Below are 22,438 nucleotides of genomic sequence, written 5' to 3'. Positions count from 1 at the left end.
TGTTAGCCTCGGGAGCGTAAGCGTGAAAGTTCAACAATCGAGAGGAACCCATGCGCCCGCTCCCCGCGCCGCTCTCCGACATCGCACTCCTGCTCGTCCGGCTGCTCGTCGGCGTCGTCCTCGTCGCCCACGGCCTGCAGAAGCTCTCGGGTGGTGTCGGCGGGGTCGCGTCGGGCTTCGCCGGCATGGGCATCCCGCTGCCCACGGTCTCCGCGCTGTTCGTCATCGCGGCCGAGCTCGGAGGCGGTCTGCTGCTGATCGCCGGTGCCGCGACGACCGTGGCGGGGCTCGCCGTCGTCGTCGCGATGGCGGGGGCCTACCTCTTCGCGCACGTGGGCCTGAACCCGTTCGTCGACTCGGGCGGCTGGGAGCTGGTCGGCGTGATCGCCGCCGGTGGACTCGCGCTGGCCGCGACCGGACCGGGCCGGTTCTCCGTCGACGCGCTCGTCGCCGGACGCCGTCGCACGCCCGCCCGGCACGCGGTGGGTGTGTCCGCGGGGGAGTAGTACCCGCCCGCACGGGGGATCCCTCCGCATGCCCGAGGGCCACACCGTGCACCGGCTCGCGCGGCTGCAGCGCCGCCGCTACGCCGGACGGCCGGTGGCCGTCTCCAGCCCGCAGCGCCGCTTCACCACCGGCGCCGAGATCGTCGACGGGCGGGTGCTGGTCGACGTGCAGGCCCACGGCAAGCACCTGTTCCAGCACTACGGGCCGGACACCACCGTGCACGTCCACCTCGGGCTGTGGGGCCGGTTCCCGAACCGGAGGCTCCCCGAGGAGCCGCCCCGCGGCCAGGTCAGGATGCGGATGGTCGGCGAGACGCACTACGCCGACCTGCGCGGCCCGGCCGCCTGCGAGCTGCTCGACGACGTGGGTGTGAAGGAGCTGCGGGCCCGCCTCGGCGAGGACCCGTTGCGCGACGACGCGGATCCGGCGCGGGTCCGGGAGCGGTTCGCCCGCTCCCGGGTCCCGCTGGCCGCCCTGCTCATGGACCAGTCGGTGATCGCGGGCATCGGCAACGTCTTCCGCGCCGAGACGCTGTTCCGCACCGGACTGGACCCGATGACCCCGGCCCGCGACCTCGACGACCGGTCCTTCGCCCTGCTCTGGGACGACCTGACCGAGATGCTCCGCGACGGCGAGCGGCGCGGCCGGATCGAGACGCTGCGCCCCGAGCACGACCCGGCCCTGCTGGCGCCCCCCGACCGCGGCGCGGTCTGCGCCAGCGTCGTCTACGCCTACCGCCGCACCGGACAGCCCTGCCTGGTCTGCGGCGCCCCGATCGCGCACGCCGAGATCCGCACGCGGAACCTGTTCTGGTGTCCCGGGTGCCAGGCCGGAGGCACCGCCCGGCCGCTCACCGAACGGTGACGATGGATGTCCGATCTGTCCTGTACCGCGCGGTAGCGGTACCGTTGACGTCATGCTGTCGACCGGTCCCGCTCGTCCGGAAGCGGGGCGTCGGCCGATCGTCCGCTGGGACGCCGCGCTGTCCGGGGCCGCGCTGGCCGTGACCGGCATGCTGGTCGCCCTGGGCGTGTTCGGTGCCGTCTTCCTCGTCGCGTTCCTCGACTACTGCCCGCCGCGGACGTGCAGCTCCTCGGCCGTGCTCGTCTCGGTCGGCGGGTCGCTGGTGGTCGCGGCCGCCGCCGGGATCGCCGGTCTCGCCATGACCGTGCTGCGGGTCGTCGAACGACGCCCGGCCTGGCCGTTCGCGCTGGCCACCCTCGTCGTGACCGGCTCCGCCGTCGTCTTCGGGGCGGTCCACTACGCGAGTGCGATCGGGTACTGACGCATTCACGGGTCGATTCCCAGAATGCGTGCGCCGAGCCGGACCTCGCGGCCGGAACCGTTGCACGCGCCGCAGTGCCGCCACGATTTCGTGGCCAGTGCGCCGTACTGCCGCGGGGTGCCCTTGCAGCGCCCGCACCGGGTGAAGGGGTGCAGGTAGAGTGAGCCGATGTACAGGAACAGGGCCACCGCACCGATGATCACCAGAATGGTCGTGCCGCTCGCCCCGCTCTGTTCCTCGGCTGCGGACAGCAGAAACTCCGTCATTCTCGTCGCCCCCCGGTGAATGGAGCGCGACCCCCTGTCGCCGCCCCGGTCACCGAGGTTACGTCGCCGTTTACGGAATCCTTGACCGGTTAATCACTGTTGACGATCGCCGGTCCGCTCGGCTGCGTCCGCCGCCGCAGCGCGCTGCGCCGTCCGGCGGAAACCGACCGCGATCGCCGCCGACATCAGCATCATCACCGCGACCACCCACATCCCGGCGCGGGAGTCGCCGGTCAGGTCCTTCAGCCACCCCGCGACGAACGGCCCGGCGAACCCGGACAGGTTGCCGAAGGAGTTGATCAGCCCGATCCCGGCGGCGGCCCCGGCCCCGGTGAGGAACGCGTTCGGCAGCGCCCAGAACGGCGGGATTGCGGCGAAGACCCCGATCGCGCAGACGGTCACGCATGCCATGACCAGCAGCGGTGAGTCCATGTACAGCGCGCCCGCGATCGCGACCGCCCCGACGACGGCGGGGACGGCCACGTGCAGCCCCCGCTCGCCGCTGCGGTCGGAGTGCCGGGCCCACAGCACCATCGTCACCGACGCGATCGCGTACGGCACCGCGGTGATCAGACCGACTTCGACCAGCGAGTAGTCGGCGCCGAACTGCTGCTCGAAACCTGCGACGATCTGGGGCAGGAAGAACGCCAGTACGTAGAGCCCGAACACGATCCCGAAGTAGACGACCGAGAGGGCCACCACCCGGCCGTCGCGCAGGGCGGCGGCGACGCCGCGGTCCTGCCCGGCCGCCGCAGCGTCCTCGGCGGCGATCCGTTCCTCCAGTGCGACCGCCTGGTCGGCGGGCAGCCACCGGGCCCGGGTCGGGCGGTCCGGCAGCAGCCACAGCACCGCGATGCCCAGCAGCACCGCCGGGATGCCCTCGACGAAGAACATGAAGCGCCAGCCGGCGTCGAAGCCCAGGGCGCCGTCGCCGACCGAGATCAGCCACGTCGACAGCGGCCCGCCGACCACCGAGGACAGCGGCACGGCCAGGAAGAACAGCGCGACGATCCGCGCCCGCTCCACCCGCGGGAACCAGTAGGTCAGATACAGGATGATGCCGGGGAAGAAGCCGGCCTCGGCGACACCGAGCAGCACCCGCACGACGTAGAAGCCGATCTCGCCCTGGATGAACGCCGTCGACGATGCGACGACGCCCCAGGTCACCATGATCCGGGCGATCCAGATCCGGGCGCCGACCCGGTGCAGGATCACGTTGGACGGGACCTCGAAGAAGAAGTACCCGATGAAGAACAGCCCGGCGCCCAGGCCGTAGGCGGCCGCGGACAGGCCCAGGTCGGCGTTCATCGTCAGCGACGCGAACCCGACGTTGACCCGGTCGATGTAGTTCAGCAGATAGGCCAGGGCGAGCAGCGGGATGAGCCGCTTCGTCGCCGTCCGTACGGCCGTCGAGACCAGCACGCCTTCCCCCTCCGTTGCGGTGCGCACGCCCGCGCAGTCTCTCCGCCGGAGGGTCAGTCCTTCAACCAGGCGTAGGCGGTGTGCCGGGAGACACCGAGCGCCGCCGCCATCGCGCTGACCTCGCAGCCGGCCTCGCGCCCGGCGCGCAACAGCGCGCGGCGACGCTCGCGCGGCGCGTCCGCCGCCGCCCGCAGCTCCTCCAGCACGGCCGCGGACTCGGCGGATCCCCGGCGGCGGCCCACCCCGGGCCGGGAGAACGCGCGGACGGCGTCGGCGTCCCAGACCTTGCGGCCGCCCGGGCCGGGGTCGGGCAGCGGGGCCGGCGCCTGGCCGCGGGAGACGTAGGAGTTCCAGGTGCCCACCTGCACGCCCCAGTGGGCGGCGCACTCGTCGCTGGTCCATGTCGTCACGAGGGCCGAGCCTGTCACGGGGCGCCGGGTGCGTCGCCGCCGACGATGTGTCGATCTCGGTAAGCCGTTGTCGACGGACCGCCGGGGTCATCACATTCGATGATCAGGTCGTCACGGTCGGCGCCGGTCGAACCGGACGAGGTGTACGGGCGCGCGCGATTCTGCGCGCCCTACGGCCGCAGTGCGGTGACCACCCAGCGCAGCGACGTCCGGTCGGTGCAGGTGGCGAGCAGCTCGGCCTGCTCGGCGCTCTCGGTGTCGCGGCGACGGGTGTCGAACAGGTCCTCGACCAGGCCGGGCACGTCGCGGTGCTCTCCGGGCAGCGGCTCGTCGCCACCGGGCAGTCCGAGGCGGGCGACGACCAGGCGCAGCGTGCGGTGCCCGATCAGTCGCATACCCGGGGACAGCAGCGCGGAGTTCCGCGGGGGAGTGGTGCCGGCGGCGGGCTCCTGCCCGGGCAGCGGCACCGCACCGGGCGGCGTGCCGGGCAGGCTCACCGCGGACACGGCGATCACGCCGCCGTCGAGCAGGGCCCAGGCGTCGATCGCGGGACGGTGCGTCTCGCGACCCGACGCGGTGGCCAGTCCCTGGTCGGCCAGCCACCGGCGCAACCGCGGCCGCAGGTCCCAGCGCACGTCGAACACGCCCTCGGCCAGGTCGGACGGGGTGAACACCTCGTCCCACCGCGGGCCGCCGGACGCCCCGTTCCCGACACCCGTCTCGGGCTGGATCGCCATCTTCGTCCCCCGACCCGGGGCACGCGCGTTCCCGGGGAACCAGGATAGGACGGTCCGGACGGGCGTACAGGCTGGTGCACACGGCCGTACCCACAGGTGTGATGACACGACCGACGCGGCGGTGATCGGCGTCCCCGGAACGCCGATCAGCAGGCGATGTCACACTGTGTGAGCGATTATGCCGGTGTCTGCGTGACAGATGACACGATCGAGCGAGTCCGCCGCAGGCGGTAACGAGGCAGGATGAGTCGAGCGATCCACAAGTGACGGCGACGTGGAGGCGACATGGACGGGCAGTTCGACAGGGTTCCGGCGGTGCACCCGGGGATGATCCCCGCGGCACGGCGCTCGGTGGAGAACCTGCCGTCCGGACGAGGTGTGGTCGACGGCGAGCGGGGCCGCGTGCTGGCCCGCTACGCGCGGCTGATGCGGTCCGGCCGGCCGGAGGTCTGCCTGCCCGGGCGGCGCGAGATCTCCGAGCGCGAGCGGTTCGGCGCCTCCGCGACCGGCAGCGACGGCAAGGTCATCTACCCGGACCGGGACGCGGCCGAGTGTGCCGCCCGTGAGCTGGAGGCCCTCGGCGGGCGCCCGCAGCGGGCCTATCTGTGCCGGCGGTCCCGCCGCGGGCACTACCACCTGACCACCGACGCCGTCGCCCAGCGTCGTCGCGGCCCGGCGGAGCTCATCCCGCAGCCGCGCCGCGGCGACTGACCCGACCCGACGTCCGACGACCCCCGGTGCCCGCGGCGCCGGGGGTCGTCGCGCGTCCGGGGCCGGTTCCCCACGGATGTCACACCGATGTGATGCGCGGCACACGCTGATCGTCTAGCGTGGGATGTGGCGGCGGTCACGTCACCGCCGAGCCGACGTTCCCACCACCACGCATCGGAGGGCCCCGTGAACCCGCACCTGCTGGAGGAGCGCGTCGCCACCGTCAACGGCGGCCGCGATCTCGCCGACCCCGCCCGTGCCCGCCTGCGCGCCCACAAGGCCACCGCCGACGCCTGCCGACGGCGCGCCGCCGAGCGCCGTGCCGAGCTGGAGCGCGTCCTCTCCGGAGGCACCACCGGTGACGCCCTGGACCTCATGCTGGAGCTCGACGCGCTCGAGCGGGTGCAGGACCGCATCGACAACCGGCTCTCCGAGCTGTGCGACGCGCTCACCGAGCCGCGCACCCCGCGCTACGGCGACGCCCAGCCCGTGTAGCCGCGCCCCGCGGCCCGTGTGGATCACCCGCGCCCGTGGTTCGATGACCGGCGGACACCGCCGTCGGACCACGAGGGAGAGCACACGTGCGTGCAGTGCAGGTCAGCGAGCTGGACGGGCCGTCCGCGGTCCGCGTCGCCCAGGTCGAGCCGCCGGTCCGCGGTGACGGCGAGGTTCTGATCGACGTCGCCGCGGCCGGGGTGAACTTCCCGGACGTCCTGCTGACCAAGGGGATGTACCAGTACAAGCCGGAGCCGCCGTTCACCCTCGGCTCCGAGTGCGCCGGCACGGTGCGCGAGGCGGGCCCGGACAGCCGGTTTGCCGCCGGGGACCGGGTCGTCGCGTTCACCATGTCCGGGGTGTTCGCCGAGACCGTCTCCGCTCCGGAGCAGCACGTCTTCCCGCTGCCCGACGAGGTGGACTTCGCGGCGGGCGCCTGCCTGCCGATGAACTACCTGACCGCGCACTTCACCCTCGACACCCGCGGTGGCCTGCGGGCGGGGGAGACGGTGCTCGTCCAGGGCGCGGCCGGGGGCATCGGGACCGCGGTGATCCAGCTGGCGGCCGCGATGGGGGCCACCGTCATCGGCGTCACCTCCACCGAGGCCAAGGCCGAGGTCGCCCGGCGCGCGGGCGCGGCGCACACCGTCGGCGTCGACGGGTTCAAGGACGTCGTGAAGGAGTTGACCGGCGGTGCGGGCGTCGACATGGTCGTCGACCCGGTCGGCGGGGACCGCTTCACCGACTCGGTGCGCTGCCTCGGCCCGCTCGGCCGTCTCATGGTCGTCGGATTCACCGCGGGGGACATCCCGACGGTGAAGGTGAACCGGCTGCTGCTGAACAACGTCGACGTCCGCGGGGTCGGCTGGGGTGCCTACGCGCTGGGACGCCCGGACTTCATCCGCTCGGAGTGGGACGCCCTGCTCCCGCACCTGCGTTCCGGCGCGCTCGACCCGCTGATCAGCGAGCGCTTCGGCCTCGACGACGCCGCGACCGCCCTGTCACGCATCGACGACCGCACCGTCACCGGCAAGGTCGTCCTGCTGACCTGATCCGGGTCAGCCCGCCGGCTCGAGGTTGTGCCGGACCGCGGTTCGCGGCAGCGGCGCCGTGGTCTCGGCGGCCGCCGCGCGGGGCGCCGGGGTGGGGCCGACGTGGCGGTGCGGCGCCGGCACCACCACGGGCTCGGCGACGTGCAACCGGTGGCGGGCGGCGACCGCCCGCCCGGCCGGGCCGGTCGCGGTCAGCGCGTGCAGCGCGAGGGCCCGGTGCGCCGGGACCTCGCAGCGGCGCAGGAAGCGGTCCAGCTCGCGTACGGCGTCCCCGGGGTGGCGGGCGAGCGCCCACGCGGCGAGCTCGGCCTCGGCGACGTCGGCCCGCACCCCGCTCATCCGCACGCACACGTACTCGACGTCCTCGTCGGCCAGCTCTCCCGGCGCGGGCAGGTGCATGCCCTGCTCGGTCAGGTACTCGTGCACCGCCCACAGCCCCATCGGGGTCAGCGCGACGACCGTGGGGTCCGGGTCGTCGCGGTGCGCGACCCGGGACAGCTCGTCGAGCTCGTCGGCATCGAGGGTCTCGGTCAGCTCGATCGCGCCGAGCAGCTCGCAGGCGTCCAGCAGGGCCGTGACGTCGCGGCGCCACAGCCGCTGCTCGACGTCGCCGGCGAGGTCGTCGACCACGCAGCCGGCCTCGTCGTTGACGGCGTCGCGGACCTGGCGGTGGAAGTGCTCGAGCGGGACCTGCCCGCCGCCGGTGGCGTAGAGGCCGACCCACAGCATCGGGAACGCCTGCGACATCGACATCCCGAACAGCGACGGTGCGCCGAACACGTCGGTCCCGCCCAGGCTGTCGCCGAGGCGTCCGACCGACTCGAACACCCGGCGCCACAGCTCGATCGGCCGGTTCAGCAGCGGGCCCGCGCTCTTGACCGGCAGCAGCCGGCCGCGCACCACGCGGACCAGGCGCGCCGAGCGGGCCCAGCGCAGCAGCAGCGACACCTCGGGCAGGTCGTCGCTGGTGCGGGCGGTCTCGCGGTAGATGTGGTCGAGCTGCAGGTGCGCGGCGAGGTCGAGCGCGTCGGTGCGGTCGAGTCGGCCGTCGGAGGTGAGCCGACGCCCCGCCCGCACCCACAGGGTCAGCTTGCGGAGCAGCTCGAGGGCCTCGGAGCGCTCCGCGGCGTCGACGAGCGCCGCGGCGCCGGGCATCGGTACCGGCGGCAGCTCGGGGTTCCACTCGGTGCGGGGCGGACGCTGCGCCTCGCGCCGCATGATCTCGGCGAGCGCGTGCCGGTCGACGTCGGTCTGCCCGGCGCCGGCGCGGTCGAGGAACCGCTGCACCGCGGCCGGGTCCGCGGGGTCGACGCCGTGGCGGTGCAGCTGCACGCCCCAGAACTTGCCGAGGTCGTAGTTGCGCTCGTCGGCGAGACCGTCGTGCAGGGCGGGGGTGGAGTCGAGGACCTGACGGTGCAGCGCGTCCGCCGGGTGCGACTGCGGGTCGAACCAGTCGTGCTCGTCGACGAAGTCGATGAGTGCGTGGAAGGCGGGGGCGACGTCGTCGGGCTCGAGCACGGTCACCTTGCGCGGGAACCACATGCCCAGCGCGTCGGCGATGTGCGAGCGCGTCCAGCGGCCCAGCCTGCGGTCGCGCGCGTACTTGTAGTCCAGCACGGCGGCGACGAGCGCGGTGTCCACCTCGACGCGACGGCGGCGGGCCCAGAGGGAGAACTGCTCCAGCAGGCAGCTGCGGGCCTCGGCGTACCCCTGGTCGTCCCCCGGGGTGAAGACGAGACGCATCCGGCCCACTGTGTCAGGTCCCTCCCATCCGCTCCGGCTGCGGCGCAGCACTTTCCGATGATCGTCGGTGCGCGCGGGGGCCGTGCACCGGGTGGTCGCAGGAGGTCCAACGAGCGCGGTCGGCCCGGGTCACTCCCGACCGCTCACCGTCGGTGGGCGGTCGGTCACGGGCCGTCCGATCGTCCGGCCGTCCCCGCGACCGTGAGCCCTCGACCCTGCCACGGACGACGACGGCCGGACACCCCGGGAGGGTGTCCGGCCGCCGTCGTGTGCGACGAGAGGTGGTCAGTCGCCGCCGACCGGGCTGTCGCGCCGTTCGGCGGTCGCCCGCGTCGACTCGTCGCCGGTCCGCCCCTCCGGCCCGTCGGCCCCGGCCGCGACGGAACCGTGGCCGTTGCCGGAGCTGCCGTTGCCGTCGGCGGGTGTGTTCGGGTCGGTCGAGTCGAATGCACCGACCTTGACGTAGAAGTTCTCGCCGTGGTTGTCGGTGGCCCAGTCGACGGCCTGCTCCAGCACCTGCGCGCCCTTCTCGTCCCGCAGCACGACCTTGTCGCGGCGCAGGTCCTTGAACAGCGCGAAGCACAGCAGCACCATGATCACGACGAACGGCGCCGCGACCAGGATGGTCAGGTTCTGGATGCCGTCCAGGGCGTTCTCACCGCCGGTGACGAGCATCAGCACGGCGACCGCGCCCATGACCGAGCCCCAGAAGACCACGACCCACTTGCTGGGCTCGATGGTGCCGCGCTGGGACAGCGTGCCCATGACGATCGACGCGGCGTCGGCGCCGGACACGAAGAAGATCGCGACCAGGAGCATGACCAGCAGGCCGGTGAAGGTCGCCCACGGGTAGGCGGCCAGCATCTGGAACAGCTGGACGTTGGAGTCGTCGGAGAACTGCGCACCCTGCTGGGCCTGGGTGATGGCGGTGCCGCCGAAGATGCAGAACCAGACCAGCGAGACCAGGCTCGGCGCGAGGATGACGCCGCCGACGAACTCACGGATGGTGCGCCCGCGCGAGATCCGCGCCAGGAACATGCCGACGAACGGCGTCCACGAGATCCACCACGCCCAGTAGAAGATCGTCCAGCCGGAGAGCCACTCGAGCATCGGCTCGCCGCCGACGGCCTCGGTGCGCCCGACCATCTCGAAGAACTGGGAGAAGTACGCGCCGATCGACGTCGGAATCAGGTCCAGGATGATCACCGTCGGGCCGACGACGAACACGAAGAACGCCAGCACCGCCGCCAGCACCATGTTGGTGTTGGACAGCCACTGGATGCCCTTCTCGACGCCGGAGACGGCGGAGAGGATGAACGCGGCGGTCAGCACGATGATGATCGCGGCGAGCACCCAGGGGCTCACCTGGCCGTCCACCCAGCCGACGGTCTGCATGCCGCCGCCGATCTGGAACGCGCCCAGCCCCAGCGAGGCCGCGGAGCCGAACAACGTCGCGAAGATCGCGAGGATGTCGATGCCCCGGCCGATGGAGCCCTCGGCGGCCTTGCGCCCGATCAGCGGGATGAAGGCCTGGCTGATGAGCTGACGGCGGCCCTTGCGGAAGGTGGAGTAGGCGATCGCGAGGCCGACGACGGCGTAGATCGCCCACGGGTGCAGCGTCCAGTGGAACAGCGAGGTCGCCATCGAGGTCTGCAGCGCGTCGATGGTGCCGGGCTCGGCGGCGCCGGGCGGCGGCGACTGGAAGAAGGTCAGCGGCTCGTTCACGCCGAAGAACATCAGCCCGATGCCCATGCCGGCGGAGAACATCATCGCGATCCAGGAGACCGTGCGGAACTCGGGCTCCTCGTCGTCGGCGCCGAGCTTGATGCGCCCGAAGCGGCTGAAGGCCAGGAACAGTGCGAAGGCCACGAAGGCGGTCGCGGCGAGGATGAAGCCCCAGCCGCCGCCGCGCATCAGCCCGCCGAGCATCGCCTCGGCGGTGGCGCCGAGGGTGTCGGCGCTGAGCAGCCCCCACAGCACGAACAGCAGCGCGAGCGCGGCGCCGACGCCGAACACGATCCAGTCGGTGCGGGGCCGGTCGTCCCCGGTCGTGTCCGGACGGCCGTCCGGTGGTGATTGGGCCTGTGTCATACGTGGTCACGCCCGTGTGCCGGGCGCATCCCCCCTCCGCTCTCGTTCGTGCAGAAATGGTGCACAAGTCGTTTGTGTGCCGAAAGTGTAGGTACTGGGCCGTCCCGTGTCGCTGTGCAGGCCGAACCGTGATGTCAGGAGGTGGTCCAGCCCTCGTCGGAGACGCCGCCGGGGACCGGTGCGGCCGGGTCGTAGGGGGTGCGGGTGAAGACGAACGTGGCCAGCCACAGGTGGTCGCGGGCGATCCGCAGGGTCTCCCCGGCGAAGTAGCCGTCCAGGCCGACCCAGGTGCCGTCCGGGCCGGGCCGGAACCGCGACGCGCGTCCGGGACGCCCGAGACCGCCGAGGTGCAGCAGCCCGCCGCCGACCGAGCGCAGCGCGTAGGGGGAGGGGCCCCAGAACCACGGTCCGAGCAGCTCGGGGTCGACCGGGCAGGGCTGCGGGGTCCACGGCGCGACGATGCGGGGCTCGGCGACGCGCAGGTCGTTCAGCAGCCCGGCGGCCAGCCCGCTGTCCATCCCGGAGGTGGTGTTGCCCATCGCCAGGGCCCCGGCGCCCTCCTCGCGGTCCACCCAGAGCCCGGCGAGGAATCCGGGCATGGATCCGCCGTGCCCGACCAGCGTCGTCGTGCCGCCGCCCTCGGGCCGCTCGAGCCGCAGGACCTGCACGCCCAGGCCGTAGCCTGCCCAGACCGGCGACGTCGGGTCGACGCCCGCGGGCAGGGTCATCTCCTCGACCGTCGCCGGGGAGAGCACGTCGCCGGTGTCGCCGAGCAGCAGGGCGCCGAGCCGGGCCAGGTCCGCCGCGGTGCACCACAGCTGCCCGGCGGCGGCCATCACCCCGGCGTCGTGCTCGGGCTCGGACAGCACGAGGTCGGCCCACGGGTGCACCGCCCGTCCCGCCGCGGCGGGCTGCTGCGGGCGGGTCGAGGTACGGGTCATGCCCAGCGGGAGCAGTACCTCGTCGCGGGCGACGTCGGCCCAGGCGCGGCCGCGGAGGCGGGCGACGACCTCACCGAGCAGCCCGAACCCGAGGTTGGAGTAGTGGAAGCGGCGCGCGGCGGGCAGCACCCGGTCGGCGTCGCCGAGGCCCAGCTCCTCGAGGGTGCCGCCGGGGGTGCGCTCCCACCACCGGCCGGGGCTCTCCGAGCCGGCCCCGGCCAGGTGGGACAGCAGCTGGCCCAGGGTGCGGTCGCCGAGCGGGGTGCCGGGGAGGTGCCGGTCCAGCGGGTCGTCGAGGTCGAGCAGTCCCTCGTCGCGCAGCCGCAGGACGGTGACCGCGCAGACGGTCTTGGAGATGGAGCCGATCCGGTACTGGACGTCGTCCTCGGCGGCCCCGTCCGGCAGCGCTCCGCGCCCGGCGTGCCAGACGAGGGCGCCGTCGCGGACCACCCCGGCGACGAGGGAGGGGACGCGGCCGTCGCGCTGGGCGCGGGCGACGCGGGCGAGCAGGGTGCGCTGGGTGCTGGGGAGCAGCTCGGTCACGGGGCGACCCTAGATCCCCGGCGTGCTCACAGTCCGCGGATGTCGGCGAACGAGCGCAGCCGCACGGCCCGCTCCGACAGTGCGGCGGGCACCGGCTCGGGTACCGGCATCCGGTCCGCCGCGGTCAGCGGGCCCAGGTCGAGCCCGGTCAGCTCGCCGATCCGGGCCACCGGCACCTGGAAGGTGCGGTACGGGCCCAGCGGCGGCGGGTCCCCTGGCGCCGGCTCGGCGAGGTCGCCGAGCAGGGGCGTCTGGTCCAGCAGGTATGCGGTGGTGCTGAGCGCGCCGCCGACGACGAAGGCGCCGATCTTCCAGAACAGCCGCGGGATGCGCACACCGCGGTACTCCGGGTCGTCGTCGGCCAGCACCGGGCCGGTGAACACCACGAGCCGCCGGTCGTTGTCGCCCGCGTTGTCGAGCAGGTAGTCCTCCAGCCCGCCCCAGGTCTGCTTGTCCTGGTTGAACGCGGCGGCCTGCGGGGCGGCGTTGGTGTAGTGGAACGTGTCGGACTCCGCCGTCGCAGCCTCGGCGGCCCCGCCCCACACCGGGTCCTGGCGGCGGACCAGGTGGCCGCGGTCGAGATCGTTGTCGGCGTAGAGCTCGGCGCCGGCCTGCTGCCCGGCGGGCAGCCGGTCGTCGAGGCGCCAGTCGTCGGAACGTTCGAGCTGCCGCAGGGTCGCCCCGTCGATCGCGACGGCGGTGGCCGCGGCCAGGCGCCGGTCGGGCCGGTGCAGCGTCGCGAAGTGGGTGTAGGGGAGCAGCAGGGTGTCGGTCCCGGGCAGCGTCGGCATCGGCGTCGCGACGCCGAGGAAGTCCGGGTCGAAACCGGGGGCGGCGGGGGCGCTCATCGGCGTGACGGTAGCGGCGCCGGGTGAACGACGGGTGCGCCTGCGCCGCCGTCGGTCAGGCGGTGCAGCAGCGGGGCGGTGCGGAACCCGACCAGCGAGCGCATGACCAGCGACGTCGACGTGCGCTCCACCCCGTCGATCGCGAGGAGGTGGCCGGCGATCCGGTAGAGGTCGTCGGCGTCGCGGGCGACCAGGTGCACCAGCAGGTCCTCCGGTCCGGAGACGCCGTGCACCTCCAGCACCTCCGGTACCCGGTCCAGTGCGTCGGCGACGGCGGCGAGCTCGCGCTGCACCACCCGCACCGTCACGAACGCGGTCAGCGGATAGCCGAGCGCCGCCGGGTCGACCCGGCGCTCGAAGGTGTCCAGTGCGCCGAGCCGGTCCAGCTTGGCCAGCCGGGCCTGCACGGTGTTGCGGGACAGGCCGACCTGTTCGGCGAGGGCGAGCACCGTCGCGCGGGGGTCCTGCGCCAGGGCCAGCAGCAGCCGGGCGTCGTGGCCGTCGAGCGCGGCCCGCCCGTCGCCGGTCGTTCCCGTCACGTGGTGCCCCCTCCTCGTGTCCGCGGGTGCGCATTATGCCGCCCCGACGCGCGTCCTGCCCGGCCCGGGGCGTGCACTCTGCTCAGTCATGCGGTCTGTGGTTGTGCACTCGTCGATGTGATGGTGGGCTGGGTGGGCAGGCTGCATGAGCGACGAGGCTGGAGTGGTGGGCGATGGGCACGCAGACGGTGACGACGGACACGCTCGTCGAGATCGAGAAGCGGGTGCTGTGGCTGTCCACCGCGATCGTCGACGCGGCCAACCGGCGCGGCGACCCCAGCGGGCTGAAGGTGGGCGGGCACCAGGCGTCGTCGGCGTCGATGACGACGATCATGACCTCGTTGTGGTTCGAGCACCTGCGGGCCGGGGACCGGGTCTCGGTCAAGCCGCACGCCTCGCCGGTGCTGCACGCGATCAACTACCTGCTCGGCGAGCTCGACGAGCGCTACCTGGGCACGCTGCGCGCCTTCGGCGGGCTGCAGTCCTACCCGTCGCGGTCCAAGGACCCCGACCCGGTCGACTACTCGACCGGCTCGGTGGGGATCGGCGCGACCGCCCCGATCTGGGGTGCGCTGGCCCGCCGCTACGTCGACACCCACTTCGGCGGCGCCGGACAGGGCAGGCAGTACTCCCTGGTCGGCGACGCCGAGCTCGACGAGGGCGCCGTCTGGGAGGCCATCCTCGACCCGATGGTCGGCGAGCTGGGCGAGGTCGTGTGGATCGTCGACCTGAACCGGCAGTCCCTGGACCGGGTCGTCCCCGCGATCGGCGCGCCGCGGATCGAAGGCATGTTCTCCGCGGCCGGCTGGCAGGTCCTCACCGTCAAGTACGGCAGGCTGCTGCACGAGCTGTTCGACCGCCCCGGCGGCGACGCGCTGCGCGCCCGGATCGACACCATGCAGAACGCGGAGTACCAGCGGCTGCTGCGCTGCGACGCCGACGAGGTCCGCACCCGGCTCCCCGACGGGCACGCCGGCCTGGAGGAGCTCGTCGCCGGCCTCGACGACGACACCCTGCTCGCCGCGGTGCGCAACCTCGGCGGGCACGACACCGCCGCGCTGCGCGACGCGTTCTCCGCGATCGACGACACCCGGCCCACGGTGATCCTCGCCTACACGGTCAAGGGCCACGGCCTCGCGACCGCGGGCCACCCGCAGAACCACGGCTCGATCCTGAGCGCCGACCAGGTCCGCGAGCTGGCCGACGCCGTCGGCGCCGACCCCGACGACCCCTGGCGGTGTTTCGATCCGGAGTCCCCGGCGGGCGAGGTGGTGGCCGCCGCGGCGCAGCGGCTGCACCGCGACCCGGTCGACGACCAGCCGGTCCCGCCGCTGCCGACCGACATCGGACGCACCCCGACCGGGCGGGCCACCACCCAGGCCGCGCTCGGTCGGGCGCTGCTCGACCTCACCCGCGAGGCCCCCGAGGCGGCAGGCCGGGTGGTCACGCTCTGTCCGGACGTGTCGTCGTCGACGAACCTGGGCGGCTGGGTGAACAAGGTCGGCGTCTGGTCCACCGCGGAGCGCAAGGACTGGTTCGACGACGATCCCGAGACGATCCTGCACTGGCGCGAGCGGCCCACCGGCCAGCACCTGGAGCTGGGCATCGCCGAGGGGAACCTCGTCGGGGCGCTGGGGGAGCTGGGGGCGACCTGGTCGCGCTGGGGCCGTCCGGTGCTGCCGATCGGGGTGCTCTACGACCCGTTCGTCGAGCGCGCGCTGGAGCCGTGGTCGTTCGGCATCTACGCGGGTGGCCAGTCGATCCTCGTCGGCACGCCCTCCGGGGTGTCGCTGGCCCCCGAGGGCGGTGCCCACCAGTCGGTGACGACACCGTCCGTCGGGCTGGAGCAGCCCGGCTGCGTCACCTACGAGCCGGCGTTCGCCATCGACACCGAGTGGACGCTGCTCGCCTCGCTGGCCCGGCTCGGCCGTCCGGACGGCACGAGCGCCTACCTGCGCCTGTCGACCCGGCCGGTGGACCAGACCCTCGCGGCGGTCCCGGCCGACCCGGCCGCGCGCGAGCGGCGCCGGCGCCAGGTGGTCGCCGGGGCCTACCCGCTCCGCCGCGCCGCGGGCACACCGGCGCTGACCATCGCGGTCGCCGGTGCGCCGACGACCGAGGCACTCGCCGCGGCGGACCGGCTCGCCGAGCTCGGCCACGACGTCGACGTCGTCGTGGTGACCAGCCCGGGGCTGCTGTTCGACGCCCTGCAGGCCCGCGCCGGACGCCCCGCCCGTCCGCAGGCCGAGCCGTGGATCCTGGAGTCGGCGTTCCCCGCGCGCCGGGCCGCGCCGCTGGTCACCCTGCTCGACGGGCACCCGCACACCCTCGCGTTCCTCGCCGGGGTCAACCGGGTCCCCGCGACGCACCTGGGCGTGCACCGCTTCGGTCAGTCCGGCGACCTCGCCTCGGTCTACGCCCACCACGGGCTCGACGCGGACACGGTCGTGGCGGCCGGACTCGACCTGCTCTAGGCGGAACCGGACATCGGGTGACGTACGTCGCTGGATCGCGCAATCGATAATGACTACGGTTACCGACCATGCTGCTTCTGGGGTTGGCGTCGGTCACCTTCCGTGAGAGGTCCGTTCCGGACGTCGTGCGCCTGGCGGTCGACGCCGGGTCCGAGGTCGTCGAGTGGGCCGGGGACCGGCACGTCCGCCCCGGTGACCGGGCGGCGGCGTCGGCGGCCCGCGGTGCCTGCGCGGGCGCAGGGCTGCGGATCGGCACCTACGGCAGCTACCACAAGGCCGGTGCGTCCGACCCCGGCGAGTTCGACGCCGTCGTCGCGACGGCGGCCGAGCTCGGCGCCCCGCGGGTACGGGTCTGGGCCGGGACGGCGGCCTCGGCCGACGTGTCGCCCGCCGGGCGCGCCGCCACCGTGGACGCGCTGCGGCGCTGCGCCGACGCCGTCGCCGAGCGGGGGATGGGGTTGCTCGTCGAGCACCACGTCGAGTCCCTCACCGACGGCCTCGACACCGCGCTGAGGCTGCGCGCCGAGGTCGGCCACCCCGCCCTGGTCACCCACTGGCAGCCGCGCGAGCTGCCCGACACCGACGTCTGCCTGGCCGAGGTCCGCGCGCTGCGCCCGGCCACCGTGCACGCGTTCTCCTGGGGCGCCGACGGATACACCGAGCGGCTGCCGCTCGGCGACCGCGCCGACCTGTGGGCCCCGGTGCTCGCCGAGCTCACCGCGCAGTCCCGCGACGACGGCACCGACACCGAGGTGCTGCTGGAGTTCGTCCCCGGCGACACCGCCGCCTCGCTGAGCCGCGACGCCGCCGCGCTGCGCGACCTGCGGGCCGGTCGCGACCTGGCCGGTGCGCGATGAGCGCCCGTCGCCTGCCCGCCGATGCCGATGCCGGCTCCGCCGCAGCCGCTCGCACCGCCGCCGCCCGGTCCCGTGCCTCCCGGATCGCCGCCCTGCTGCCGGTCGCGCTGGTCGCCCTGCTGCTCGCCGGGTGCGGTGGGACGGCCGCGCCCGCGCCGGAGGCGGCCGCCGGGCGGCCCGCCGTCAGCCGGGACGTCGCACCGCTGGAGCCGGCACTCTCGGTCACCGACCCGCGCGGCACCGCCGTCGCCGTGCCGGCCCCGCCGACGCGCATCGTCTGCCTGACCGGCCTGTGCGACGACATGGTCGTCGAGCTGGGGCTCACCCCGGCCGGCACCTCCACCCCGGCCCTGCTGAAGAACCCCGTCCTGCTCGGCGAGCGCGCCGCGCAGGTCCCGACCGTCGCCGGCAGCTTCGGCAGCGAGGACGTCGAGTCCATCGCCGCGCTGCGTCCCGACCTGGTGATCGGGCTCGGCGGAGTGCACGAGCCGCTGCGTGCGGCGATCGAGCGGTTCGCCCCGCTGTGGCTGGTGCAGCCGACGACCTGGGAGGAGTCGGTCGGCTACCTGCGGGACCTGGGGTCGCTCACCGGACGCACCGCCGAGGCCACCGCGGGCGAGCGGCGCTTCCGCACGACGCTGGCCGACGGCGTCGAGCGGGCGCGCGCCACCGGCCAGGCCGACCGGAAGGTCCTGCTGATGTACGGCAGCGCCGACACGATCGGCGTCGACACCACCGACACGGTCAACGGGAACCTGCTCGCGACGCTCTACGACTACCCGTTCGTCCCGCGCGGCGCCGACGTCGAGACCGCGAGCACCTACAGCGTCGAGGAGATCCTCGCGCAGGCCCCGGACGTGGTGTTCGCGTTCTCGCTGCTGTTCTCCTCCGCCGACCGCACCCTGACCGACCAGCTCGCCGCGAACCCGGTGTGGGCCCAGGTCCCCGCGGTGCAGCAGGGGAACGTGCACGAGATGGACCCGCGGCTGTGGGGCAGCGGGCGCGGCACGCGCAGCCTGGGCGCGATCGTCACCCAGTCGCTCGCGGTGGTCCCCGGCCGGTGAGACGGGCCCTGGTGCTGCTCGCCGTCGCGGCCGGGGCGGTGCTGCTCGCCGCGCTGGTCCTCGGGACCGGCACCCCGGCCGTCGCGCCGCACCGGCTGCCCGCCGTGCTGGGCGCGGCGGGCGGGATCGAGCACGTCGTCGTCACCGAGCTGCGGGTGCCGCGGCTGCTGCTCGGTGTGCTCACCGGCGCCGCGCTCGGGCTGGCCGGGTTGCTGCTGCAGGACGGTCTGCGCAACCCGCTCGCCGTCCCCGAGCTGCTCGGGGTGTCCTCCGGTGCGGCGGCCGCGGTGGCGGTCACGGTCGTCACCGGGGCCGCGGTCCCGTTCGCGCCGCTGCTGCCCGCCGTGGTCGGCGCGGTGACCGGGGGAGCGCTCACCCTGCTCGCCGTCCGCGGCGCCGTCGGCCCGGCCGCGGTCCTGCTGATCGGAGCCGGGGTGGGCGCGGCGCTGCAGGCGCTGCTGCTCGCGGCGGTCGCCATGACCGGCTCCTCGGAGCAGGGCGTGCTGGTGCGCTACCTGCTGGGCTCGCTGACCGGCACGACGTGGGCGACGGTGACGCCGGTGCTGCCCGCGCTGGCGGTCGCGTTCGTCGCGGGGGTCGCGGTGCTGCCGCTGCTGGGGCCGCTGCGTCTCGGCGACGACGCCGCCTCCGCGCTGGGCCTGCGCACCGGTGCGGCCCGGGCGGCGGTGCTGGGCGTGGCCTGCCTGCTCGTCGCGGCCGTCGTCGGCCCGGCGGGGCCGGTCGCCTGGGTCGGGTTCCTCGCCCCGCAGCTGGTGCGGGTGCTGCTCCCCGCGGCCCGGCCGCTTCCCCGCGCCGCGGCCTGCGCCGGGGCGGGTGCGGCCGTGGTCGTCGTCGCGGACCTGCTGGCCCGCACCGTGCTCTACCCGGTGGAGCTGCCGGTCGGCGGCTTCACCGCGGGGGTCGCGGTCGTCGCGGGCGGGCTGCTGCTGGTGTGGCGACGCCCGCGGGCCGCCCGCACGGCCGGTCCCGCCCGCACGGCCGGTCCCATCCGCACCGACGGTCCCGCCGCGGCGGTGGACCGGTGAACCGCCCGGTGGGCCGGGGCGTGCCGCTCGTGGCCCGGTTCGGGCTGCTCGGACTGTGCGTGGCGGTCGCGGCCCTGGCCGGGCTCCTGGCCGGCACCGCCGTCGGGCCCGGCACCGCGCTCGCGGCGCTGGCCGGGGTCGCGGACCCGCTGTCCACCGACCTCGTCCGGGAGCTGCGGGCACCGCGGGTCCTGGTCGGGCTCGCGGCCGGTGCCTGCCTCGGCGTCGCCGGGACGGTGCTGCAGGCGGTACTGCGCAACCCGCTCGCCTCCCCGGAGGTGACCGGTGTCGGCTCCGGCGCGGTGCTCGGCGCGGTGCTGGGGACCGTGCTCGGCGGACCGGTCGGCACCCCGCTCGGCGTGCTCGGCGTGGCCCTGCTCGGCGGCACGCTCGGCGGCGGGGTGCTGTGGCTGCTCGCCGGTCGGGCCGCGGGGCCGGGCACCGCGGACCCGCTGCGGCTGGCCGTCGTCGGGGTGCTGGTGTCGGCGGTGCTCGGCGGGACGACGTTGCTGCTGCTCACCGCCCGCCCGCAGCTGGCCGGGTCGATGGTCCGGTGGCTGGTCGGCTCGCTCAACGGGCGTGGCTGGGAGCACTGGGACGCGCTCTGGCCCGTCGCGCTGACCGCGGTGGTCCTCGCGGTGCTGCTCGGCCCGGTGCTCGCCGTCCTCGGCGTCGACGACGACCACGCCCGCGGCGTCGGCCTCGCCGTGTCCGGGTGGCGCTCGGCCGCGGTGCTGCTGGCCGTGCTCGCCACCGGCGGGGCGGTCGCGGCGGTCGGGGCGCTCGCGTTCGTCGGGCTGCTCGCCCCGCACCTGGCCCGTGCGGTGCTCGGGCTGCGGGGCGCGGCCGACCCGCGGCTGCTCGTGCCCGCGTCGGCGGCGGCCGGGGCGGGCACGGTCGTCGCGGCCGACGTCGTCGCCCAGGTGCTGACGGCGCTCGCCCCGGCCGGGGACCGGCCGATCGGGGTGCCCGCGGGAGCGGTGACGGCGGTCGCCGGCGCGGTGGTGCTCATCGGGATCGTCCGCCGACGGTCCCGTACGACGGTGGGAGGTGCGCTGTGACGGTGCTCAGGGCCGAGGGGGTGACGGTGCGCTTCGACGGGCGCACCGTGCTCGACGGCGTCGACCTGGCGGTCGACCGCGGGCAGTGGCTGTCGCTGGTGGGGCGCAACGGCTGCGGGAAGACCACGCTGTTGCGGGTGCTCGCCGGGCTGCACCGGCCCGACGCGGGCGCGGTGCACCTGGCCGACCGGCCGCTGGCCGGGACCCCGCGCCGGGAGGTCGCGAAGCGGGTCGCGGTGCTGCCCCAGGCCCTGCCGCCGCTGGGCGGGGTGACCGTGCGGGCGCTCGTCGCACAGGGCCGCTACGCCGTCCGCGGGCCGCTGGGCATGCTCGGCGGCGGCGCCGACGCGGCGGTCTCCGACGCGCTGGCGGCCACCGGCACGCAGGCGTGGGCCGACACCCCGGTCGAGCTGCTGTCGGGCGGGGAACGCCAGCGGGTGCGGATCGCGCTCGCCCTGGCCCAGGACGCCCCGGTGCTCCTGCTCGACGAGCCCACCACCTACCTCGACGTCCGCCACCAGCTGGAGGTGCTCGACCTGGTCCGGGAGCTGCAGGAGCAGCGCGGCCTGACCGTCGTCGCGGTGCTGCACGACCTCGCCCAGGCCGCGCGGTGCGCGGACCGGATCGTCGCGCTGCGCGACGGGCGGGTGCACGCCGACGGCGCACCCGGCGACGTCGTCGACGACCGGCTGCTGGCCGAGGTGTTCGGCGTGCGCGGGGTCGTCTCGACCCACGAGGGGCGGCTGACCTGCAGCTACCTCGACGCCGACCCGGTCCGCAGCGTCAGCGCCTGAGCCCGGCGTCGGCGCCCTGGTCCGGAGTCGGCGCGCCGACCCCGGCAGCTGCGTCCGACCCCGGCCGCGGCGCCCGCGTCGCCGGGCGTCGCGTTGTCGTGGTTCCGGCCACCGTGTCGTCACCGCCGGCGGCCGGCCGACGATCGAGATGCACGTTCCGGCCCTCTCCGGGGCGGAAACGTGCATCTCGCGGGACCCGCGACGGGCCCTACCCGCGGGCGGCCCGGCGCAGCGGCGGGGTGAGCCACGCCAGCGCGACCCCGGCGGCCAGCACCGCGGCCCCGGCCGCCAGACCGCCGCGCGGGCCTGCCGGTGTCGTCGCCACGACGCCGGCCAGGGCCGCCCCGGCGGGGGTGCCGAGGCCCCAGGACAGCATCCGTGCGGTCGTCGAGACCCGGGCGCGGGCGTGCTCGGGCGTGACCTGCAGCCGGTAGGTGACGGCGTTGAGCACGACCGTCGAGTACGCCGTCCCGAACGCCGTCGCGGCGAGGAGTGCGGGGACCCAGTGCGTCGCCGACACCACCGCGACCGCGCAGGCCAGCGACACCGGCAGCCCGGCCAGCGCGAGCCGCGCCCCGCCCCAGCGCTCCGACAGCCGCGGGACCAGCCGGGCCGCGGCCAGCCCGCCCACACCCCAGCAGGCGAACAGGAGGCCGAGCCGGGCGTCGTCGTCGGCGCGGATGCCGAGCACCCGGTCCGCCCACGGCACGGTCATCGCGAGCCAGGCACCGCCCGCGACGGCCTGGGTGGTGCCGACCAGCGTCAGCGTGCGGACCACCGGATGGCCCATGAGCAGTGCCAGGCCTTCGCGCACGTCGGCGAGGATCCGGGTCGGCGCGCGGGTGCCGGGCCCGGGGGACAGGCTCCCGGCGACCGACCGGATCAGCAGAGCCGACGCGACCGCGGTGAGCGCGGTGACCGACAGCAGCCCGGCCGGGGCCAGGGTCGCGACGGCCAGCCCGGCGAGCGGCGGCACGACCAGCTCGACGACGGTCGTCGCGCCGTAGAGGGTGGAGAACGCCGCGGTGATCCGGTCGGGCCCGACCAGCGTGGGCAGGGCGCCGAAGTTCGCGGCGTCGAAGAAGACGAAACCGGTCTGCACCGCGACCGCCGTGCCGAGCACCTGCCACGGGGTGAGTACCCCGGCCCACCAGGCGAGCGGGATCCCCGCGAGCACCGCGCCGCACGCCAGGTCGACGCCGACCATGAGCCGCCTGCGGTCGACACGGTCGGCCAGCGCTCCCGCGACCAGCCCGAACAGCAGGTAGGGGAGTGCCTCCGCGGTCGCGATCGCCGCCGTCCACGCGGGCGAGCCGGTCAGCCGGTAGACGAGCACGGGCAGGGCGACCGCGGCGACCAGGGAGCCGGCGACCGAGACGACCCGGGCGGCGAGGTAGCGGCGCAGGTCGTTGCGTTCCTGCTCGGGGGCGGTCGGGGCCGTCTCGCTCACGGGGTCCTTCCGTCGGGGATGCGCGAACCATAGTGTGAAACGACAGTCATCACCAATAGTGGTGCCACGAGACGTTGACCACTGTTGAAAATCGATGTCGTT

Annotated in this window: 22 protein-coding genes; 12 read left to right on the top strand and 10 right to left on the bottom strand. The window is 74.8% G+C overall.

From position 1 onward, the window contains the following. The first annotated feature begins 50 nt into the window (after window positions 1-50). From MTO91_RS17500 to MTO91_RS17490, 3 genes are read left to right on the top strand one after another with little or no spacing between them, the layout of a single operon-like run. Complete coding sequence (locus MTO91_RS17500; RefSeq protein ID WP_405416441.1) at window positions 51-506, top strand: DoxX family protein; 456 nt, start codon at window positions 51-53, stop codon at window positions 504-506. 28 nt (window positions 507-534) lie between these two features. Then, a complete protein-coding gene (locus MTO91_RS17495) occupies window positions 535-1,371 on the top strand; it encodes an Fpg/Nei family DNA glycosylase (protein ID WP_476651928.1) in 837 nt (278 codons plus the stop codon). 52 nt (window positions 1,372-1,423) lie between these two features. Next, on the top strand, window positions 1,424-1,792 hold the full coding sequence (locus MTO91_RS17490; protein ID WP_405416445.1) for a hypothetical protein: 369 nt from the start codon (window positions 1,424-1,426) through the stop codon (window positions 1,790-1,792). 5 nt (window positions 1,793-1,797) lie between these two features. Here MTO91_RS17490 and MTO91_RS17485 read toward each other — a convergent pair whose 3' ends face one another. The 4 genes from MTO91_RS17485 to MTO91_RS17470 all read right to left on the bottom strand — a co-directional run bounded on the left by MTO91_RS17485 (window position 1,798) and on the right by MTO91_RS17470 (window position 4,627). Next, window positions 1,798-2,058 carry a hypothetical protein gene (locus tag MTO91_RS17485; protein WP_405416447.1) on the bottom strand — a complete coding sequence of 87 codons (261 nt, stop codon included), beginning with the start codon at window positions 2,056-2,058 and terminating at the stop codon, window positions 1,798-1,800. Window positions 2,059-2,151: 93 nt separating this feature from the next. Next, entirely contained in the window at window positions 2,152-3,507 is a 1,356-nt protein-coding gene (locus MTO91_RS17480; protein WP_476651926.1) for an MFS transporter, read from the bottom strand. A 26-nt stretch (window positions 3,508-3,533) separates the two neighbouring features. After that, window positions 3,534-3,890: a hypothetical protein gene (locus tag MTO91_RS17475; protein ID WP_073574423.1), complete on the bottom strand. Its 357-nt coding sequence runs from the start codon at window positions 3,888-3,890 to the stop codon at window positions 3,534-3,536. A gap of 170 nt (window positions 3,891-4,060) precedes the next feature. Continuing rightward, entirely contained in the window at window positions 4,061-4,627 is a 567-nt protein-coding gene (locus tag MTO91_RS17470; protein ID WP_405416451.1) for a hypothetical protein, read from the bottom strand. Window positions 4,628-4,912: 285 nt separating this feature from the next. Between MTO91_RS17470 and MTO91_RS17465 the strand changes: the two genes are divergently transcribed. The 3 genes from MTO91_RS17465 to MTO91_RS17455 all read left to right on the top strand — a co-directional run bounded on the left by MTO91_RS17465 (window position 4,913) and on the right by MTO91_RS17455 (window position 6,885). Continuing rightward, window positions 4,913-5,338 carry a hypothetical protein gene (locus tag MTO91_RS17465; protein WP_345652480.1) on the top strand — a complete coding sequence of 142 codons (426 nt, stop codon included), beginning with the start codon at window positions 4,913-4,915 and terminating at the stop codon, window positions 5,336-5,338. A gap of 186 nt (window positions 5,339-5,524) precedes the next feature. After that, window positions 5,525-5,833 carry a hypothetical protein gene (locus tag MTO91_RS17460; RefSeq protein WP_073574211.1) on the top strand — a complete coding sequence of 103 codons (309 nt, stop codon included), beginning with the start codon at window positions 5,525-5,527 and terminating at the stop codon, window positions 5,831-5,833. A gap of 86 nt (window positions 5,834-5,919) precedes the next feature. After that, window positions 5,920-6,885 carry an NADPH:quinone oxidoreductase family protein gene (locus tag MTO91_RS17455; RefSeq protein WP_476651924.1) on the top strand — a complete coding sequence of 322 codons (966 nt, stop codon included), beginning with the start codon at window positions 5,920-5,922 and terminating at the stop codon, window positions 6,883-6,885. 6 nt (window positions 6,886-6,891) lie between these two features. On the opposite strand, the gene MTO91_RS17450 is transcribed toward MTO91_RS17455, so the two are convergent. The 5 genes from MTO91_RS17450 to MTO91_RS17430 all read right to left on the bottom strand — a co-directional run bounded on the left by MTO91_RS17450 (window position 6,892) and on the right by MTO91_RS17430 (window position 13,590). Beyond that, a complete protein-coding gene (locus MTO91_RS17450) occupies window positions 6,892-8,628 on the bottom strand; it encodes a hypothetical protein (protein ID WP_476651922.1) in 1,737 nt (578 codons plus the stop codon). Window positions 8,629-8,913: 285 nt separating this feature from the next. Then, window positions 8,914-10,719, bottom strand: a complete 1,806-nt coding sequence (locus MTO91_RS17445; protein WP_405416459.1) for a BCCT family transporter — start codon at window positions 10,717-10,719, stop codon at window positions 8,914-8,916. 134 nt (window positions 10,720-10,853) lie between these two features. Further along, window positions 10,854-12,203 carry a serine hydrolase domain-containing protein gene (locus MTO91_RS17440; RefSeq protein ID WP_405416461.1) on the bottom strand — a complete coding sequence of 450 codons (1,350 nt, stop codon included), beginning with the start codon at window positions 12,201-12,203 and terminating at the stop codon, window positions 10,854-10,856. 26 nt (window positions 12,204-12,229) lie between these two features. Further along, window positions 12,230-13,051, bottom strand: coding sequence for a DNA/RNA non-specific endonuclease (locus tag MTO91_RS17435; protein ID WP_476651920.1), 822 nt, complete (start codon window positions 13,049-13,051; stop codon window positions 12,230-12,232). Further along, complete coding sequence (locus tag MTO91_RS17430) at window positions 13,048-13,590, bottom strand: Lrp/AsnC family transcriptional regulator (protein ID WP_405416463.1); 543 nt, start codon at window positions 13,588-13,590, stop codon at window positions 13,048-13,050. The genes MTO91_RS17435 and MTO91_RS17430 overlap by 4 nt, the downstream gene beginning before the upstream one ends. Window positions 13,591-13,763: 173 nt before the next feature. On the opposite strand from MTO91_RS17430, the gene MTO91_RS17425 reads away from it, so the two are divergent. From MTO91_RS17425 to MTO91_RS17400, 6 genes are all read left to right on the top strand, one after another. Next, window positions 13,764-16,064: a transketolase-like TK C-terminal-containing protein gene (locus MTO91_RS17425; RefSeq protein WP_405416465.1), complete on the top strand. Its 2,301-nt coding sequence runs from the start codon at window positions 13,764-13,766 to the stop codon at window positions 16,062-16,064. 68 nt (window positions 16,065-16,132) lie between these two features. Then, complete coding sequence (locus MTO91_RS17420; RefSeq protein WP_476651918.1) at window positions 16,133-16,921, top strand: sugar phosphate isomerase/epimerase family protein; 789 nt, start codon at window positions 16,133-16,135, stop codon at window positions 16,919-16,921. Further along, on the top strand, window positions 16,918-17,985 hold the full coding sequence (locus MTO91_RS17415) for an ABC transporter substrate-binding protein (protein ID WP_476651916.1): 1,068 nt from the start codon (window positions 16,918-16,920) through the stop codon (window positions 17,983-17,985). The genes MTO91_RS17420 and MTO91_RS17415 overlap by 4 nt, the downstream gene beginning before the upstream one ends. Continuing rightward, a complete protein-coding gene (locus tag MTO91_RS17410; RefSeq protein ID WP_476651915.1) occupies window positions 17,982-19,031 on the top strand; it encodes an iron chelate uptake ABC transporter family permease subunit in 1,050 nt (349 codons plus the stop codon). The genes MTO91_RS17415 and MTO91_RS17410 overlap by 4 nt, the downstream gene beginning before the upstream one ends. Beyond that, complete coding sequence (locus MTO91_RS17405) at window positions 19,028-20,092, top strand: FecCD family ABC transporter permease (RefSeq protein WP_476651913.1); 1,065 nt, start codon at window positions 19,028-19,030, stop codon at window positions 20,090-20,092. The genes MTO91_RS17410 and MTO91_RS17405 overlap by 4 nt, the downstream gene beginning before the upstream one ends. Next, on the top strand, window positions 20,089-20,886 hold the full coding sequence (locus tag MTO91_RS17400) for an ABC transporter ATP-binding protein (protein WP_476651912.1): 798 nt from the start codon (window positions 20,089-20,091) through the stop codon (window positions 20,884-20,886). Before MTO91_RS17405 ends, MTO91_RS17400 begins: the two co-directional genes overlap by 4 nt. 208 nt (window positions 20,887-21,094) lie before the next feature. Here the strand turns inward: MTO91_RS17400 and MTO91_RS17395 are convergent, their stop codons facing one another. Then, on the bottom strand, window positions 21,095-22,336 hold the full coding sequence (locus MTO91_RS17395) for an MFS transporter (protein WP_476651911.1): 1,242 nt from the start codon (window positions 22,334-22,336) through the stop codon (window positions 21,095-21,097). Between the last annotated feature and the right edge of the window lie 102 nt (window positions 22,337-22,438).

Source organism: Pseudonocardia sp. 2-7 (assembly GCF_056341085.1).
This window is presented reverse-complemented; position numbering and strand designations above follow the sequence as displayed.